The 17,046-nt window shown below is 66.0% G+C and carries 12 protein-coding genes; 1 reads left to right on the top strand and 11 read right to left on the bottom strand.

The features are described from left to right. Positions 1–57 precede the first annotated feature (57 nt). Positions 58–1,518 carry a MocR-like pyridoxine biosynthesis transcription factor PdxR gene (gene pdxR / locus ACVILH_RS01300; protein ID WP_456711266.1) on the top strand — a complete coding sequence of 487 codons (1,461 nt, stop codon included), beginning with the start codon at positions 58–60 and terminating at the stop codon, positions 1,516–1,518. On the opposite strand, the gene ACVILH_RS01295 is transcribed toward pdxR, so the two are convergent. The 11 genes from ACVILH_RS01295 to ACVILH_RS01245 all read right to left on the bottom strand — a co-directional run bounded on the left by ACVILH_RS01295 (position 1,506) and on the right by ACVILH_RS01245 (position 16,905). Further along, positions 1,506–2,801 carry an MBL fold metallo-hydrolase gene (locus ACVILH_RS01295; RefSeq protein WP_456711265.1) on the bottom strand — a complete coding sequence of 432 codons (1,296 nt, stop codon included), beginning with the start codon at positions 2,799–2,801 and terminating at the stop codon, positions 1,506–1,508. The genes pdxR and ACVILH_RS01295 overlap by 13 nt on opposite strands. Before the next feature lie 130 nt (positions 2,802–2,931). After that, positions 2,932–4,845: a peptidase M4 gene (locus tag ACVILH_RS01290; RefSeq protein WP_456711264.1), complete on the bottom strand. Its 1,914-nt coding sequence runs from the start codon at positions 4,843–4,845 to the stop codon at positions 2,932–2,934. Between the two features lie 37 nt (positions 4,846–4,882). Next, positions 4,883–6,040: a patatin-like phospholipase family protein gene (locus ACVILH_RS01285; RefSeq protein ID WP_456711263.1), complete on the bottom strand. Its 1,158-nt coding sequence runs from the start codon at positions 6,038–6,040 to the stop codon at positions 4,883–4,885. Positions 6,041–6,146: 106 nt separating this feature from the next. Beyond that, a complete protein-coding gene (locus ACVILH_RS01280) occupies positions 6,147–6,719 on the bottom strand; it encodes a hypothetical protein (protein ID WP_456711262.1) in 573 nt (190 codons plus the stop codon). A 108-nt stretch (positions 6,720–6,827) separates the two neighbouring features. After that, the gene (locus tag ACVILH_RS01275) at positions 6,828–7,628 is read right to left on the bottom strand and encodes a class II aldolase/adducin family protein (RefSeq protein ID WP_456711261.1); all 801 of its coding nucleotides are present in this window, start codon (positions 7,626–7,628) and stop codon (positions 6,828–6,830) included. 179 nt (positions 7,629–7,807) lie between these two features. Continuing rightward, a complete protein-coding gene (gene garD, locus ACVILH_RS01270; RefSeq protein ID WP_456711260.1) occupies positions 7,808–9,346 on the bottom strand; it encodes a galactarate dehydratase in 1,539 nt (512 codons plus the stop codon). 297 nt (positions 9,347–9,643) lie between these two features. Next, on the bottom strand, positions 9,644–11,092 hold the full coding sequence (locus ACVILH_RS01265; RefSeq protein ID WP_456711259.1) for an aldehyde dehydrogenase family protein: 1,449 nt from the start codon (positions 11,090–11,092) through the stop codon (positions 9,644–9,646). Between the two features lie 57 nt (positions 11,093–11,149). Continuing rightward, positions 11,150–12,505, bottom strand: coding sequence for a glucarate dehydratase (gene gudD / locus ACVILH_RS01260; protein ID WP_456711258.1), 1,356 nt, complete (start codon positions 12,503–12,505; stop codon positions 11,150–11,152). Between the two features lie 234 nt (positions 12,506–12,739). Beyond that, positions 12,740–13,684: a 5-dehydro-4-deoxyglucarate dehydratase gene (kdgD, locus tag ACVILH_RS01255; RefSeq protein WP_456711257.1), complete on the bottom strand. Its 945-nt coding sequence runs from the start codon at positions 13,682–13,684 to the stop codon at positions 12,740–12,742. Between the two features lie 136 nt (positions 13,685–13,820). Next, positions 13,821–14,726: a LysR substrate-binding domain-containing protein gene (locus ACVILH_RS01250; RefSeq protein WP_456711256.1), complete on the bottom strand. Its 906-nt coding sequence runs from the start codon at positions 14,724–14,726 to the stop codon at positions 13,821–13,823. 832 nt (positions 14,727–15,558) lie between these two features. Then, on the bottom strand, positions 15,559–16,905 hold the full coding sequence (locus ACVILH_RS01245) for an MFS transporter (RefSeq protein WP_456711255.1): 1,347 nt from the start codon (positions 16,903–16,905) through the stop codon (positions 15,559–15,561). Between the last annotated feature and the right edge of the window lie 141 nt (positions 16,906–17,046).

Raw genomic sequence — 17,046 nt, 5'->3', positions numbered from 1 at the left:
CTCCTGTTTGCGGTGATGTCATGCCATGGCAAAGTGGTTGCCGGGAGTTCCACTTCGATGCCAAATTCAGCAACCACTTCGCGCCGCCGGGACGACGTGCTGGCGCTGCCGATCCGGCTTGATCGCGCCATCCGCGGCCAGTCGCAGCAGGTGCATTCGGCGCTGCGGTCGGCCATCGTCGACGGGCTGCTGGCGCCGGGCCTGCGGCTGCCCTCGACACGCGGCCTCGCCGAACAACTCGGCGTTCGTCGCAATGCGATCGTCGCTGCCTATGAGGCGCTGCTGTCCGATGGGTTGGTCGAGGCGCGGCATGGTGCCGGCACCTACGTCGCCGCTCAACTGCCGGCGCCGCGGGCCGCCGCACCGGTGGCCGAACTGGACATTCGCATTCCCGCCACCCGCCCGTTCGCACTTGGGGCCACGCTGGTCGATGCTTCGTTGCTGAGGCGGCTCGCCGCGGCCAGCCGGCGCCGCATCGCGCAAGCTGCGCCCGGTGATCTCGGCTATGGCGACCCGCGCGGCAGCCTGCATCTGCGTACGCAGGTCGCTCACTACCTCGCCGCCAATCGCGGCGTGCGTTGCGATCCGAGCTGCATCCTGATCGTCAGCGGCACACAGCATGGATTGCGGCTGTGCATCGATGCGCTGCTGAGGCCGGGAGACGCCGTCTGGTTCGAGGATCCGGGCTACGCCGCCTCGCGCCATACGTTGAGCTCCACCGGCGCAAAGCTCGTGCCCGTACCAGTCGATGGCGAGGGCCTCGTGGTAAGCGCGGGGGAGAAGGTTGAGGCGCGCGCGAAGGCCGTCTACGTGACGCCCTCGCATCAGTTTCCCACGGGCGTGGCGATGAGCATGGCGCGCCGCATCGCTCTGCTCGACTGGGCGCGCCGTGCGGAGGCGTATATCTTCGAGGACGATTACGACAGCGAATATCGCTTCGCCGGCCCGCCGCTGACGGCGCTGGCCGGGATCGGCGGCGAGCGCGTGATCTATCTCGGCACGTTCGGCAAGACGCTGTTCGCTGGCTTGCGGCTCGGCTATCTCGTGGTGCCGCCGGCCTTGGTGGCACGCATCGTTGCCGCGCGCGCCGCGCAGGACCGGTTTCCACCTTCCTTCATGCAGGACGCGCTGGCGGATCTGATGGCCGACGGCGTGATCGCAGCCCATATGCGGCGGATGCGCCCGCGTTATCGGCAGGCGCGCGACGTCGTCGCCGAGGCGCTCGTCAAGCATGCCAAGGGCACACTACATCTCTCGGCGCCGGCGCAGGGGCTGCATCTGCTGGCGACGTTGCCGCATGGCACCCCGAAGGGGGCGGCTAAGATGATTCGCGAGCGGGCCGGCCTCGAATGCCGGCTGCTGTCGGATGCGAGGATCGTCCAGCGCGGGCCGGACGGCTTCATCCTCGGTTATTCCGGCTTTGCGGCGAAGGATCTCGCCGACGCCGCGCGGCGGCTCGGCCGCGCCACGCAGGACGTCTTGCAGGAATTGAGCTCTTCGCGACGTCAGAAATCATAGTCGATGAAGAGCTGTTGCGCCGGAGCGGTGAACGCCTTCGGTAGCGGACCTGCATCCGGATTCGCCGGAGCCTCCGCACCGGCCGCGACCTGGTCGCTGCGCGCTAGCTGATCGTTCATGCGCTGGCGCAGCGCATCGAGCAGCGGCTCGCGCGGCACCTCGTTGTAGGCGTGCTCCTGGGTCGAGCACATGCCGACGCAGCCGATGCGCATCGCCTTCACCGCATCCTTCGGCGTCGCATTGGCGCTGCCGTGATGACCGACCTTGTAGAAGTCGATCTTGCCGAGAATGTCCTGCGCCCTGGCTGTGAGCTGGGTATGACCCGGCGTGCCATAGGCGCCGCCATAGAGGAAGTTCTCCCAATTGCCCCATTGCGCATCGCCGGCGAACAGGAGGGTCTTGCCGCCGAAGGAGAACAGGATGACGAGGCTCTGATTGTTCAGCGTCTTGTCAGCGTCCTGCGCCTGGGCGGCCAGGACGTCCGGCTGCGCACCTTCCAGCATGCGGATCATGCGGTCAAAGCCATAGGGCGCGAAGGCCTTGTCGCCATAGTCCTCGCGCTTGCCGCGGAACGCGTTCCCGAACGGCTTGAGCCGTTCCGGCTGGTCGCTGCTTTCCGTCATCCCCGCGAGATATTGCTGGTTCTTGTTGGTCATCTGGCCGATCAGCGTGTCGTCGACCGGAGGTCCGAGGATCTCCGCAGTCAGACCGGCCGCCGCGAGATCGGGCGGCAGCGTCGGCGAATCGCCGGCCTTGTAGTAGTCGTGCGCCGGCTGCGTGCCCTTGAAGCCGCCATGCAGCACCTCTAGCGCCCTCTGGTTGGCGGCGATGCCGAGACCGCCGGTGATGTTCTCGGCCATGCTCAGCAACTGATCGGCCTCCGGATCTGGTCCTGCCGCCAGGCGCGCCCGGAATTGGCGGCCGAGATCACCGGCCATGGCGACGAGGCTGGCCTGGAACGCTGCAGCGTTGGGATTGGCAGGGTTTTCGAACCAGGGCATCCAGACCCGCGCGACCTCGATCTGGGCGAAGATGTCGGCGCAGCTGCCGAAGCCCGAGATATGGTCGGCGTGGCGATGCGTCATGATCACCAGCGCCAGCCGGTTGTTGCAGTCGTTCGCCATCTGGGTGACGGCCGCGCGCATGCTGCCGAGGTCCTTGGCGTGCACACCGCAATCGATCAGGATATGGCTTAAGCCGGTCGCGGTCGGGACGCTGAGCAGGAAGAAGTCGCCGAAGCCGACGCGGTACATGCGCACGCGCAGGCCGTTGGCGGCGTTCACCGGGAGGGCAGGGGAGGGAGCGACTTTCGCCGGCGGCGCAGATCGCTTGCGCGAGGCTCCGGCTCGGCCGGTGGACTCGTGCTGTCGCGGAGAGCTGGACCTTGCCGATGTCGTGCGGCTGCGGGGCATGTCAGACTCCTGCATGGAGCAGTGCGAAGTTCAGGCGGAAGCGCCTGTCGTCATCCTCCCCGCTCGGCTGGGTGGTCGCGCGCCCGCTTGCGATGTAGAAATTGCGCACCCGCTCCTCGCGCTCGGGCCGGTAGAGCTTGGGAATGACGAAGCGCACGCGCGCGTCGGGACGCTTGTCGTGCTCGGGCGGATCCTGCGCGATCAGCAGCGTCACGCCGTTGCGCAACGGGAATGTGCCGGGGATGCCGTGTCCGAACGGCACCCGCATGGTCTGCACCAGCTCGACCACCATGGTGACATAGAGCTTGCCGTCCTTGCCGGTGGAGAACATCGGATGGAACGACGGTGCTTCAATCTTGCCGGCCTTTGCATCAAAGCCGAGCTTGTCGGCATGGCTTGCGGCGAAGGCGCGCAGCACGTCGCCATTGTGGTCCTTCTCCTCCCTGGTGAGGCCGTTCGGATCACCGAAAGTCAGGCCGGGCACGCGCAAGCTGCCGCGCACGACCTTGGGCCAGAACAGCGCATCTTCCGAGAACGCCGTTGCGTTCTCGGCGACGATGCCGCGCAAACGGAAGGCCTGCATCAGCGCATCGCGAATGCGATCGGGATCGTCGGGCGTGTAGTCGAGATGCGCGGTCAGCAGCGCGCGCAGGAAATCGCCGAAGGTGATGTCGACCGGCGGGCAATAGTCCAGCGCGCGGGCGCAGATGGTGAAGAATTCCTCCGCCGTCCGGCTCGCTTCCATCGCCAGCCGGTTCGCGAGCGGCGCCGGCAAATCGGACTTGTCGACGCTGCCGCCGCCGGCGCGAAAGATCCGGAACAGGTCGAATGTCCTGCGGCCGTAGACGGTGAAGTACGCATCGAACACCGCGGCGACCAGAATCGCGCCGCGCTCATGCGGCTCGATCTTGGTCGAGATCTCCTTCGCGCCGTCGGGTGTCGCCGGGGTCATCAGCGCGCTGCGCAGGCTGGATTGCCGCCCGGCGGCTTCGCCGAATTGCGTCGCCAGCGCGATCAGCGGATTTTCAGTCGTGAGCTGTGACTGAATCGCGGGCGTGCCTCCCGGCGCCAGCTCGGCATCGCCCTTGAGCTTGTACTCGAACAGCTTGCCGCCGGTTTTCTGCAAGGTGTCGACCAGCACCTCCTTGTGCGAGAAGTGCAGGAACAGCGCGGCGAGATCGGCGAACGCCTCGTGGAAGGCCGCGACATCGACATTGGTCGGCTCCATGAAATGCTCGCGGATGCCGTCGACGATCGCATGCGTGGTCTCGTGCACGATGATGTCGTGCGACAGGCAGGTGAACACGGTCTGGCCCGGCAGGTTGCGGCCGGGATTGGTGCGGCTGGCCTTGAAATAGCCGAACAGGATGCCGTGCGCGTCCGGACTGTAGAACGCGTTGGCCTCGCACATCGCATGCGGGAACAGGCTCAGCCGTCGCGAGGCGCCGCGCGGCGCGGGCGGATGGCTAGGGTCGAGACGGGTCCGCCAGCGTACCCGCCGGCCGAGCGCGAACTCGAAGCGCTGCAGGGTCTCGCTGGCCACCGCGTAGACCATCTGCTGGTGAAACCGCGGGTCGGACTCCGAGGGCGGCAGGCCATGGGTCATCAGCAGCTTCGGGTCGTCGAGATCGACCGGCTTGTAGAACGTCTTCTGGCTGCCGTCGTAGTCGATCACCGCGAAGCGCTCGCCGATTGGGCCCGGCGTCAGCCTCTCGTAGCGCACATGCGTGATCATCTGATTGCCGACGAACTTGCCGAGACTGGGATCGAACGCATAGACGTTCAGCGGCCGCTCCGACGGATACGGAATCTCCGCCGTCGAGAAGATGTCCTCCGGGATCTCGCGCGGCAGCTGCGCTGGCGCGTCGTCCGTCGGCGTGACGTCGTCGCATCTGAAGCGCCGTCGATGCGTCATGTTCCCCCCTTCTTCCGCAGCCTCGTGATCGATCTAGCTAATAGCCTCCGGGAAATGGGAAGTCGGTCGGCGGGGTGATCTGGATGCCGAGCTTCTGCTGCAGGCTTGCGTCGATATGCGCCCGCAGCGCCGCGTCACAGATGGCGTAACCCCAGTTCATCAGCCGGTTCTGGACGTCGTGCGGCATCTTCTGCAGCCGGGTCGGGATCGCGGCCAGCGGGGCCGATTTCCTGTGCAGGCAGTCGAGCGGATCTGCCGTCAGCTTGTAGTCGGCGAAGTTGGTGCGGATGCCCCAATAGGTGCCGGTGTGATCGCCTCGCTCATAGGCATCGATGAGCTGGCGCTTGCGCAGGCTCCGCACCTGGTTATCGATGACGTCGAGAACGCGCAGCGAGTGGCGTGCCCAGTCGTGATGCGGATCCTCCTCGGCCTCGATCTTCTGGCCGGCATCGCTGACCAACTGTGTCGAAAAGCGCTTGACGGTCTCCAGGCCCAGATTGTCGTAGACGCCGCCGTCGCTGAGCACCGCGCTGGTCGTAAAAGGCGGGCGGCAGAGGTCGGCGCCATCGACCTGCCGGACAGGCTGGTGGATCGGCAGGGTGAGCGGCGAGAGGATCGGAGGAAAGGCCGACGACGCGGCGACGGCCGTTGCCAGCGACACGTCGGGGGCATCGACCAGTCCGACACGATAATCGCCCATGAAGCGGCGCGAGAACCGCCATAGCACGGCCGACTGGACGTTGGTGGCATTGATGACGAAGCGCGGCGCCGTGCCGCCGCTGTCGTCCGGCAGGTCCGCGAGCTTCTTGCCATTGAACAGAACGTCGTCATAGGCCTCCGCGACGCGGTCGCTGATGGTGCCCGGCAAGAAAATGCCGCCAATCACGGCGCCGATGTCCACGGATGTGTCTGCCATCTTGCGCAGGCCGTTGACGACGATGTCGAAGTTCTGCGCCTTGCCGGCACCGTCGAACTGCAGATCCTTCCAGCGCAGACCGAGATAGGCCGACGTGATCGAGCCGCCGGACACGCTGGAAATCCGCTTGAGGCGGCTGAGCAGCCCGACCTGGTTCAGGCGGAGCAGCGCGCCGATGTGAAACACCATGGCGCGGTAGCCGCCGCCGGACAAAGACAGCGTGACGCCGTCCTCATGCTGGGCATTCGCGGCATCGAGGTCGGTCGGTTCGATCGGCATGGCGGTCCTCCCCTTTGCCGATAGGTCGGCTCGGACCGGCACACGTTCAACGGGATCGAATGTTTTTCTGCATCTGGAGCGCGGGGCGGCGCGAGCAGAGCGCTGATTATTGGTAGGGGTTGTGCTCGGCGTTGGTCATAGTCTGTCGCACCCGGCGCAGGGTGATCGGTGTGCCATCCGAGACGAATTGCAGCTCGTAGGCGCGGCCGGCCTCGTCCTTGGCGGAGCAGGTGACGCTCGTCACCTTCAGCAGGGCGAAATTGCCGACTTGGCGGCACAGGCCCGACGAGCTCTGCGCAGCAGGCACAGGAATGCCGTCGACCTTCGGACGATGCTTCGAGTTCAGCAGCATGCGGTCGATCGGCAGCTCGTAGACGTTCTGGATCGATCGGCGGCCGTTGATGCCGGAGAACGCGATGATGTGGCTCTCGTCGTTGGGATCATCGAGGGCGACGGTGAAATGTGCGCGGCCCTTCTCGCTGTGGAAGAACGCCACGGTCTTGCAGGGAAATTCGCGGCCGTCGACCTTCGCCGTGCGGCAGGTGCCGGACATCAGCGCGTAGAGATCGATGTCCGGCCGCTCCTCAGGCGCGCTGGCCAGCGGCTCCTGCGCCAAGCAGGACGTGCTCAGGCTGAAGCCGAGCGCGATAGCGGCGAGACGGGACAATGACAAGGACATCCGCAGCGATCGGCCCGATAAATGATGATCAAACAGGTGGCGACTCAGTTAAATCATGTGTCAACTTTGCGGCAAAATCAGGTCTTGCTGCTGCGGTCGGCACACCCTCTATTTGCCGAGCTGTCCTTGCACCTTCTGCCTCCACAGCGCCCAGGCGCGGTCCATGATCACCATGTTGACGCCGTCGGCCTTGGCGGCCTCCTCGGCGCTGAGATAGGTGACCTCAGAGCCAAGGCCCATGGCCTGGGCCTGCAACCGCGCATTGACGTCGGTGTAGTAGGCGCGGAACACCGCGGCCTGCACTGCCGGACCGACCGTCACGTCGCCATGGCCGCGCATCAGCACCACGGATTTGTCGCCGAGCGCTGATGCGAGCGACTTGCCGATCGCGTTGTTGCGCACCAGCATGTCGGTGGCGCCGAACTCCTTGGCGATGTCCCAGACCACAGCGCCTTCGCCGAGGAAGGCGGCGTTGTGATACAGCGGTCTCAACGGCGTGCGGCTGACGCTGAACGGCACGACGCCGGGCGAATGCGTGTGCACGACGGCGTTGACGTCGGGACGGGCCTTGTAGACCTCGGCATGGATGAAGCGCTCGAGGAAGACGGCGCGGTTCCTCGCATCGACCGGCTCGCCGTTCTCGTCGAACTCCATGATGTCGGCGGCCGTGACCTGCGCCGGCGCGATCGAGCGCGCCATCAGGAAGTGCTTCGGATTCGTCGGGTGACGCGCGCTGACATGGCCGAAGGCATCGACCACGCCGAGATCCGCGAGCACGCGGCTGCCGGTCGCGATATCCTCGAGCAGTTCGCGAGGGACGCCGGGGATGGCGTCTTCGGCGCGGGACGGACTGATGGAGAGGAGGAGGGCTGCTGCGGCGATCGCGGCAAAGCGGCTGACGCTGGACATTTGGCTCTTCCTCCCCGCCCTTGGTTATCTAGGCTCCCGGCTTCAGCATACCCGTCATTGCGAGCGAAGCGAAGCAATCCAGGATGGTGGGCGGGACTCTGGATTTCGTCGCTTCGCTCGCAATGACGCGGAGAGGTCTGAGTGAATCAACGAACATGGCAGCGTGAGCGAGCTCCTCCTCAAGTCACCGGCGCGGGATTGAACAGCGTCAGGTCGTTGTGAATGCCCCACCGGTCCGACCACGGCTTGGTACGGCCGCTCGCGACGTCGAGGATCAGCTTGAACAGCTCCCAGCCGGTCTCCTCGATCGTCATCTCGCCGGTGGCGATGCGGCCGGCGTCGAAGTCGATCAGGTCCTTCCAGCGCCGCGCTAGCTCGGTGCGGGTGGCGACCTTGATGACGGGCGCGGCCGCGAGGCCGTAGGGCGTGCCGCGGCCGGTGGTGAACACCTGCAAGGTCATGCCGGAGGCAAGCTGCAAGGTGCCGCAGATGAAGTCGGAGGCCGGCGTTGCGGCGAACAGCATGCCCTTCTGCTTGGCCTTCTCGCCCGGCGCCAGCACGCCATGGATCGGCCCGGAGCCGGACTTCACGATCGAGCCCAGCGACTTCTCGACGATGTTGGCAAGGCCGCCCTTCTTGTTGCCGGGCGTGGTGTTGGCGCTGCGATCGGCGCCGCCGCGCTTCAGATAGGCGTCATACCAATCCATCTCGCGGATCAGCGCGCGGCCGACCTCCTCGTTAATCGCGCGGCGAGTCAAAAGCTGGATGGCGTCGCGGACTTCAGTGACTTCCGAGAACATCACGGTGGCGCCGGCGCGCACCAAGAGATCGGCAGCGAAGCCGACCGCCGGATTGGCGGTGACGCCGGAGAACGCGTCGCTGCCGCCGCATTGCAGGCCGATCACGAGGTCGGAGGCCGGGCAGGTCTGGCGCGTGCGCTTGTTGAGCTCGGCGAGGCGGCGGTCGGCCTGGGTCATGATGGCGTCAACGATGGCGCCGAAGCCGTCGAACGCCTCGTCCTGCATGCGGACGATGGAATCTTCCGTGCCTTCCGGCAGCAGCCGCTCCGGCGCGAGCTTCTCGCAGCCGAGGCCGACGACCAGGATCTCGCCGCCGAAATTCGGGTTGAGTGCGAGGTTCTGCAAGGTGCGGATCGGCACCACCGCATCGGGCGCCGTGATCGCGACGCCGCAGCCATAGGCGTGGGTCAGTGCGACGACGTCGTCGACGTTGGGGTACTTCGGCAAGAGCTCGCTCTTGATCCGCTTGATCGCGAATTCGAGCGTCCCCTTCACACACTGGACCGAGGTCGAGATGCCCAGCACGTTGCGGGTGCCGACCGAGCCGTCGGCGTTGCGATAGCCCTCGAAGGTGTAGCCGTCGAGCGGCGGCAGCGGCGCGGGGACGGCGGTGGAGATTTCGAGCTGATCGAGAGCAGGGGCCTCGGGCATGTCGATGCGGGCCTCGTCCACCCACTCGCCGGCCGCGATCAGCGACTTGGCATACCCGATGATCTCGCCGTAGCGCACGATCGGTGCGCCCTCGGCGATGTCGACCAGCGCGGTCTTGTGGCCCTGCGGGACGAAGGTCTTCAGTGTCAGTCCGTCAGGGAGCCTGGTGCCGGCGGGCAGGCCGAAATCGTTCACCACGATCGCGACATTGTCGCGCGCGTTGAGCTTGATGATCCGCGGCTCCTGATTCACGACCTGCTGGTTCATGCTGGCTCCGTTCCCTCACCTCGTAGGGTGGGCAAAGCGAAGCGTGCCCACCGTCTTTCGTCTCGCTCGGCTGTCGGTGGGCATGGCGCTTCGCGCCTTTGCCCACCCTACAGGTCTCTCTTCACCTCTCCCGGAGGGAGAGGTCGGATTGCATCGTCAGATGCAATCCGGGTGAGGGGGGCTCGCCGCGGAGACTGTCCGTGTGGCTGCCCCTCACCCCGACCCTCTCCCCGTGAAGAACGGGGAGAGGGAGTGGACCGCGGATGCGGCCCGGCTGTTAGGTCACGACCGTCAGGCTCACACCGGGAAGGTGTAGGCCGTCTTGACCGTCGTATAGAACTCACGCGCGTAGGAGCCCTGCTCGCGGGCGCCGTAGCTCGAGCCCTTCCGGCCGCCGAACGGGACGTGGTAGTCGACGCCGGCGGTCGGCAGATTGACCATCACCATGCCGGCCTCGCTGTTGCGCTTGAAGTGCGAGGCGTATTTCAGGCTGGTGGTGCAGACGCCGGCGGCGAGGCCGAACTCGGTGTCGTTGGAGATCGCCAGCGCCTCGTCGTAGTTCTTGGCGCGGATGACGCAGGCCACCGGGCCAAAAATCTCCTCACGCGCGATGCGCATGTTGTTGTTGGCTTCGGTGAACAGCGCCGGCTGCATGTAGAAGCCGGGGGACTCGCGGTTGAGCAGCTCGCCGCCCCAGGCCAGCTTGGCGCCTTCGTCCTGGCCGATCTTGAGATAGCGCTGGTCCTGCTCGAGCTGGTTGCCGTCGACGACCGGGCCGATATGCGTACCCTGCTTGACGGCGTCGTCGACGACGAGGCCCTTCAAGCGCTCGGTCAGCGCCTCGACGAACTTGTCGTGGATGCCCTCGGTGACGATCAGGCGCGAGGACGCCGTGCAGCGCTGGCCGGTCGAGAAATAGGCGCCGTTGGCGGCGGCTTCGACCGCGACCTTGACGTCGGCGTCATCGAGCACGACCAGCGGGTTCTTGCCGCCCATCTCCAACTGGAACTTCTTCATCGGGTTGGACAGCACGCAGGCCTGCGCGATTTTGCGGCCCGTGCCGACCGAGCCGGTGAACGAGATCGCCGCGACGTCCGGATGTTCGAGCAGGGTCTGGCCGACCACCGAGCCGGAGCCGACGACGAGGTTGAACACGCCGGCCGGAATGCCGGAGCGCGCGATGATCTCGCTCAAAGCATGCGCCGAGCCGGGCACGAGCTCAGCCGGCTTGAACACCACGGTGTTGCCGTAGCAGAGCGCGGGCGCGATCTTCCAGGCGGGAATGGCGATCGGGAAATTCCAGGGCGTGATCATGCCGACGACGCCGACCGCCTCGCGGGTGATCTCGACATCGAGGCCCGGACGGACCGAGGCGCCCTTTTCGCCGGTCAGGCGCAGGGCCTCGCCGGCGAAGAACGCAAAAATCTGGCCGGCACGCGCGACCTCGCCGATGCCCTCCGGCAGGGTCTTGCCTTCCTCGCGGGCGAGCAGGCGGCCGAGCTCTTCCTTGCGCGACAGGATCTCCGCCGAGATCTTGTTCAGCGCATCATAGCGCTCCTGCGGCGTCGAGCGCGACCAGGCCGGGAAGGCGGCCTTGGCGGCGGCGATGGCCTTCTCGGTCTGCGCCTTGTCGGCCTTGGCGTATTCGCCGACGATGTCGTTGGTGTTGGACGGGTTGATGTTGCGGGTGACCCCGCTGCCGTCGACCCACTCGCCGGCAATGAAATTCTTGAGGATCGCGTTCATTTCAAAACTCTCCAGGCTTGCGCGACTGTGCTGGCACAATCTAGCCGATCAGGTCCGTCACCGCACGAGGCAGGGCCGCTTGTCGTCGAAGGTCCAGCCGGGGATCAGATACTGCATCGCGACGGCGTCGTCTCGTGCGCCGAGCCCGTGGCTCTTGTAAAGTTCATGAGCCTTTTCGATGGCGCCGCGGTCAACTTCGATGCCGAGCCCGGGTTGCTCGGGCACCGCGATGCGGCCGCCCTTGATCTGCAGCGGCTGTTTGGTCAGCGCCTGGCCATCCTGCCAGATCCAGTGGGTGTCGATCGCGGTCACCTTGCCGGGTGCGGCGGCCGCAACATGGGTGAACATCGCCAGCGAAATGTCGAAATGGTTGTTGGAGTGTGAGCCCCAGGTGAGGCCGTTGTCCTTGCAGGTCTGGGCGACTCGCACCGAGCCCTGCATGGTCCAGAAATGGGGATCGGCGAGGGGAATGTCGACCGCGCCGAGCCGCAACGCATGGCTGAGCTGCCGCCAGTCGGTGGCGATCATGTTGGTGGCGGTCGGCAAGCCCGTGGCGCGGCGGAATTCCGCCATGATCTCGCGCCCCGAAAAGCCGGCTTCGGCGCCGCAGGGATCCTCGGCATAGGCGAGGATGCCGTGCATGTCCTTGCAGAGACGGATCGCCTCGTCCAGCGACCAGGCGCCGTTCGGGTCGAGCGTCACGCGCGCCTGCGGAAAGCGTTTTGCGATCGCGGTGACCGCCTCGATCTCGGCCTCGCCCTTGAGCACGCCGCCCTTCAGCTTGAAGTCGGCGAAGCCGTAGGCGTCGTGGGTGGCCTCGGCCAGCCGCACCACGGCCTCGGGCGTCATCGCTTCCTGATGGCGCAAGGTGTACCAGCCCTCACGCTCGCCTTCGCCTGACGCGTAGGGCAGGTCGGTCTTCCTGCGGTCGCCGACGAAGAAGAGATAGCCGAGCGCCTCGACGGATTTGCGCTGCTGGCCCTCGCCGAGCAGCGCTGCCACAGGCAGGCCGAGATGCTGGCCGAGCAAATCGAGCAGCGCGGACTCGACGGCCGTGACCGCGTGGATCATCACGCGCAGATCGAACGTCTGCTTGCCGCGGCCGCCGGCATCACGGTCCGCGAACGCGGTGCGCATCGTCGCGAGGATGGTGTTGCAGGCGCCGATGCTCTGGCCCACGATCAGGCTCTTCGCATCCTCCAGCGTCTGCCGGATCTTCTCGCCACCGGGCACTTCGCCGACGCCGGTGTGGCCGGAATTGTCAGTGAGGATGACGAGGTTGCGGGTGAAGAACGGCCCATGCGCGCCCGAGAGATTGAGCAGCATGCTGTCACGGCCCGCGACCGGAATGACCTCCATGCCGGTGACAACCGGCGCGCCGGAGATTCCTGTGCTGGTGGCTGCGTGACTCATGATGCTCCTCCTTCGTATCTCGTTCTTGCTTCCCCTCTCCATGAACACGCCGAATGGCGTGTTCATGGTCGGTGTGCAGGACCCCCTTGGGTGCCAGATCCTCATGGTGAGGAGGCGCGGAGCGCCGTCTCGAACCACGAGGCCCCAGCTGTGGCCTCATCCTTCGAGACGCTTGCTTGCGCAAGCTCCTCAGGATGAGGAGAAAGGCTGCCACTACGGCGACAGCCTTAGTGTTTACTCCGCCGCCTGCTGCGCCGAGACGGCGCCCGGCAGCGCCTTCACCAGCGCCGTCAGCTCGGCCATCTCGGCTTCGGTCAGATCCGTCAGCGGCAGGCGGACCGGGCCGGAATCGCGGCCGATGACCTTCATGCCGGCCTTGATGATCGAGACCGCATAGCCCTTCTTGCGGTTGCGTATCGCGATCAGCGGCAAAATGAAATCCTTCAATCCGGCATGGATCGCGGCGTGATCGCGCTTGCGCACTGCGGCATAGAAGTTGGTGGCAAACTCCGGCACGAAGTTGAACACCGCCGAGGAGTAGGTCGTCACGCCCATGTCGAGATAGGGCAGGGCGAAGGTCTCCGCGGTCGGCAGGCCGCCGATATAGGTCAGGCGGTCGCCCATCTTGCTGTAGACGCGGGTCATCAGCTCGATGTCGCCGATGCCGTCCTTGTAGCCGACCAGGTTCGGGCAGCGCTCGCACAGCCGGGCCAAGGTGTCCGGCTGCAGGATCGCGTTGTCGCGATTGTAGACGATGACACCGATTTTCACCGACTTGCAGATCGCCTCGACATGGGCCGCGAGACCCTCCTGCTCGGCATGCATCAGATAGGGCGGCAGCAGCAGCAGGCCGTCGGCGCCGGCCTTCTCGGCTGATACCGCGATCTCGCGGGCGATCGCGGTGCCGTAGCCGGTGCCGGCCAGCACCGGCACGCGGCCGCGCGTCTCGTCGACGGCGACCTTGACGACCTCTGGCACCTCGGCTGCTGTGAGCGAGAAGAACTCGCCGGTGCCGCCGGCGGCGAACAGGCCGGCGACCTCATAGCCGCACAGCCAGTCCATGTTGGCGCGATAGGTGGCCTCGTCGAAGGAGTAGTCGGCCTTGAACGGCGTCACGGGGAAGGAGAGCAGGCCGCTGCCGATCTTCGCAGCCATTTCCTGAGGTGTCATCTTGCTCATCGCGCGGGTCCTTCACGAATGTTCCGGGGAACGGCACGGCGGGCTCCACCAGCGCGCGTCCTCATCGCGGGTTTCGTAGGACCAAGTTCGATGCTGGTCCAAGCCAATCACGGTATTGATTGATGCCGTGCCGGCATCAATCCTCCGGCTGCTGCAGGGCCGCCAGACGGCCCGCGAGATCGATCAGCGCCGGCAGCAGCGGATTGTCATGGTCGCGCCGCCAGACCAGGAACAGCTCGGCCGGCATGGGATTGCGCAGCTTCAGCGGCCGCAGCCGGACGTCGGCGATCTTCAGGTTCGCCGCCGCCTCCGGCACGATGGCGAGCCCCAGCCCGGCGCGGACCATCGCGAGGATCGAGTGGATCTGGCTGAGATGCTGGACATAGCGCGGCAGCACCTCGGCGCGCATGAATTGCGACACCAGGAGATCGTGGAAGTAGCGCGCCTCGGTCTGCGAATACATGATGAAGGGCTGGCCGTCGAAATCGCGGATCGACACGCTCTCTGCTGAGGCGAGGCGATGCCTTCGCGGCAGGGCGGCGCAGAGCGGCTCGGCGACGACGCGGCGGGTGGCGAATTCGGGGCGTGCGATCGGCGGCCGCAGCAGGCCGGCATCGATCTGGCCGGAGGCCAGCGCCTCGATCTGGTCGCCCGAGACCATCTCCTTCAGCGACAGGTCGGCCTCCGGCAATTCGGTGCGGCAGGCGGCGACCAGCTCGGGCAGGAAGCCATAGGCGGCGGCCGCAGTGAAGCCGATCTTGAGCGAGCCGCTCTTGCCGCTGGCGATGCGCTGCGCCACCTGCGCCGCGCTTTCCGCCATCTTCAGGATGCGCCGCGCCTCGGGCAGGAAGCTGCGTCCCGCCGGCGTCAGCTTCACCGAGCGGCTGGTGCGCTCGAGCAGCGCGGCATCGATGATGTGCTCCAGCACCTGGATCTGCCGCGACAGCGGCGGCTGCGTCATGTTCAGCCGGACGGCGGCGCGGCCGAAATGCAGCTCCTCGGCCACGGTGACGAAGCAGCGCAGCTGGTTGAGATCGAACATCGATGCTTCCGGGGAATGGATGGGGCGGGCATTGCCGCGTTGGTAGCATTGATTGCGGACGAGGGGAACGCGCTGCCGTAGGGTGGGCAAAGGCGCGGCACGACCGCTGCCGAGCGTAAAAAGGGGTGCGCGCGCCGTGCCCACCGCGCTCCCCATCTGATGCCGATGGTGGGCACGCCGCGCCCGCGGCCTTGCCGCGTGCGCGTCTTTGCCCACCCTACGGCAGCGCGATCGAGGCTGTCGGATGGGCCCACACGCATCGACACTCACCGGCGTCGTCCCGGCCTGGTGCGCAATTGCGCACGCGGCGCCGGGACGCATAACTACAGGGAGCGGCTTGAGGCAGGCTGGTTATGATCAGCTGGCGCCTCACGCCTGCTGCGGCGTATGGGTCCCGGATCGGCGCATCGCCGCCTCGCGTGTCGTGACGATCGCGCGCTACGCCCCTACTGCAGTGAGGCGGGATGCGGGGAGCATAATCATGAATTCTGAAAAATAGCAAGAAGATTTTATTTCGCAGAAGGGAGCCCCCGGCGGCGGTCGGCTCCCCTCCCCCTTGCGGGGAGGGGTCGGGGGTGGGGGGCTCCGGGCGCTGAATTCGGTGAGATGCGCTGAACGAAATGTCTTCAAGCACTCACTCGAGATGCTCGGTGAGATAGTGCGCATCGCGCGAAGCGTGACTCGCGGACCCCCACCCCCGACCCCTCCCCGCAAGGGGGAGGGGAGCGCACCGTCTTCGCGGCAACTTGGCGGGTTCTCATACAACGCAAAAAAAAACGGCGGCCTGAGGCCGCCGTTCGAGTTTGAGACCACGCGAAGCGAGGCGTGGTGCTCAGGAGGCTCGGAGCTCGACGCGCTGGATGCGGCCGACGATGAAGAGATAGGCGAATGCGGCGACCAAAGCGTTGAGGCCGACGAACACCAGGGCGCCATTGAAGGAGCCGGTGGCGGAGAGGATGTAGCCGATCACGATGGGGGTGGTGATGCTGGACAGATTGCCGAAGGTGTTGAACAGGCCGCCGGAGACGCCGCCGGCTTCCTTCGGCGAGGTGTCGGAGACGACGGCCCAGCCGAGCGCGCCGATGCCCTTGCCGAAGAAGGCGAGCGCCATCAGGCCGACCACCAGCGCCTGGGCGTCGACATAGTTGCAGCCGATGATCGCCATCGACAGCAGCATGCCGCCGACGATCGGGATCTTGCGGGCGAGGGTCAGCGAGCCGGTCTTGCGCAGGATGGCATCCGAGATGAAGCCGCCGAGCACGCCGCCGATGAAGCCGCACAGCGCCGGCAGAGTGGCGACGAAGCCCGCCTGCAGGATCGACAGGCCGCGCTCCTTGACGAGATAGACCGGGAACCAGGTGAGAAAGAAGTAGGTCAGCGTGTTGATGCAGTACTGGCCGATATAGACGCCGAGCATCATGCGGTTCGAGAGCAACTGTCCGATATGCGACCAGGTCGGTCCGCCCTGGGCCTTGCCGTCCGTCGTCTCATCCTTGGCGCCGTCCATGTCGACCAGCGCGCCGCCCTGCTTGATGTAGTCGAGCTCGGCCTCGTTGATGCCGGGATGCTCCTTCGGGCCATACATGGTCTTGATCCAGACCAGGCCCATGATGATGCCGAGCGCGCCCATCACGGTGAAGACGTGGCGCCAGCCGAACTCATGCGCGATCCAGCCCATCAGCGGCGCGAAGATCACGGTCGCGAAATATTGCCCGGAGTTGAAGAAGGCCGAGGCGGTGCCACGCTCGTTGCTCGGAAACCAGGCGGCGACGATGCGCGCATTCGCCGGGAAGCTCGGCGCCTCGGCAAGGCCGACCAGGAAGCGCAGCGCGAACAATGCGACGATGGCGGCGCCGCCGGAGAAGAAGCCGATCCAGCCCTGCATCATGGTGAAGATCGACCAGATCACGATGCTGAACGCATACACCCAGCGCGAGCCGAAGCGGTCGAGCAGCCAACCGCCCGGCACCTGCGCGATCACATAGGACCAGCCGAAGGCGGAGAATACATAGCCCATCGCGACGGGATCGAGATGCAGATCCTTGGAGAGCGCAGGGCCCGCGATCGAGAGCGTGGCGCGATCGGCGTAGTTCACGGTGGTGACCAGGAACAGCATGGTCACGATGAACAGCCGCACCCGCGAGCGGCGCAATTCTGCCGTAGTTACGATTGCGCTCATGCGCGCTACCTCTCTTAAACGTTCCTCAAGAACTGTCCTAGAGGACGGAACGGGCCCGGGTCCAAACCGAAGCCTGTATCGATCGATCCAAATTTTGGATCGATCACCCGGGCTTCATGCAGTTGAGCCTGGTTCCCGGCT

This window comes from Bradyrhizobium sp. USDA 4353 (assembly GCF_054063215.1).
The sequence above is the reverse complement of the archived record's forward strand: the minus strand, read 5'-3'. Positions and strand labels throughout refer to the sequence as shown.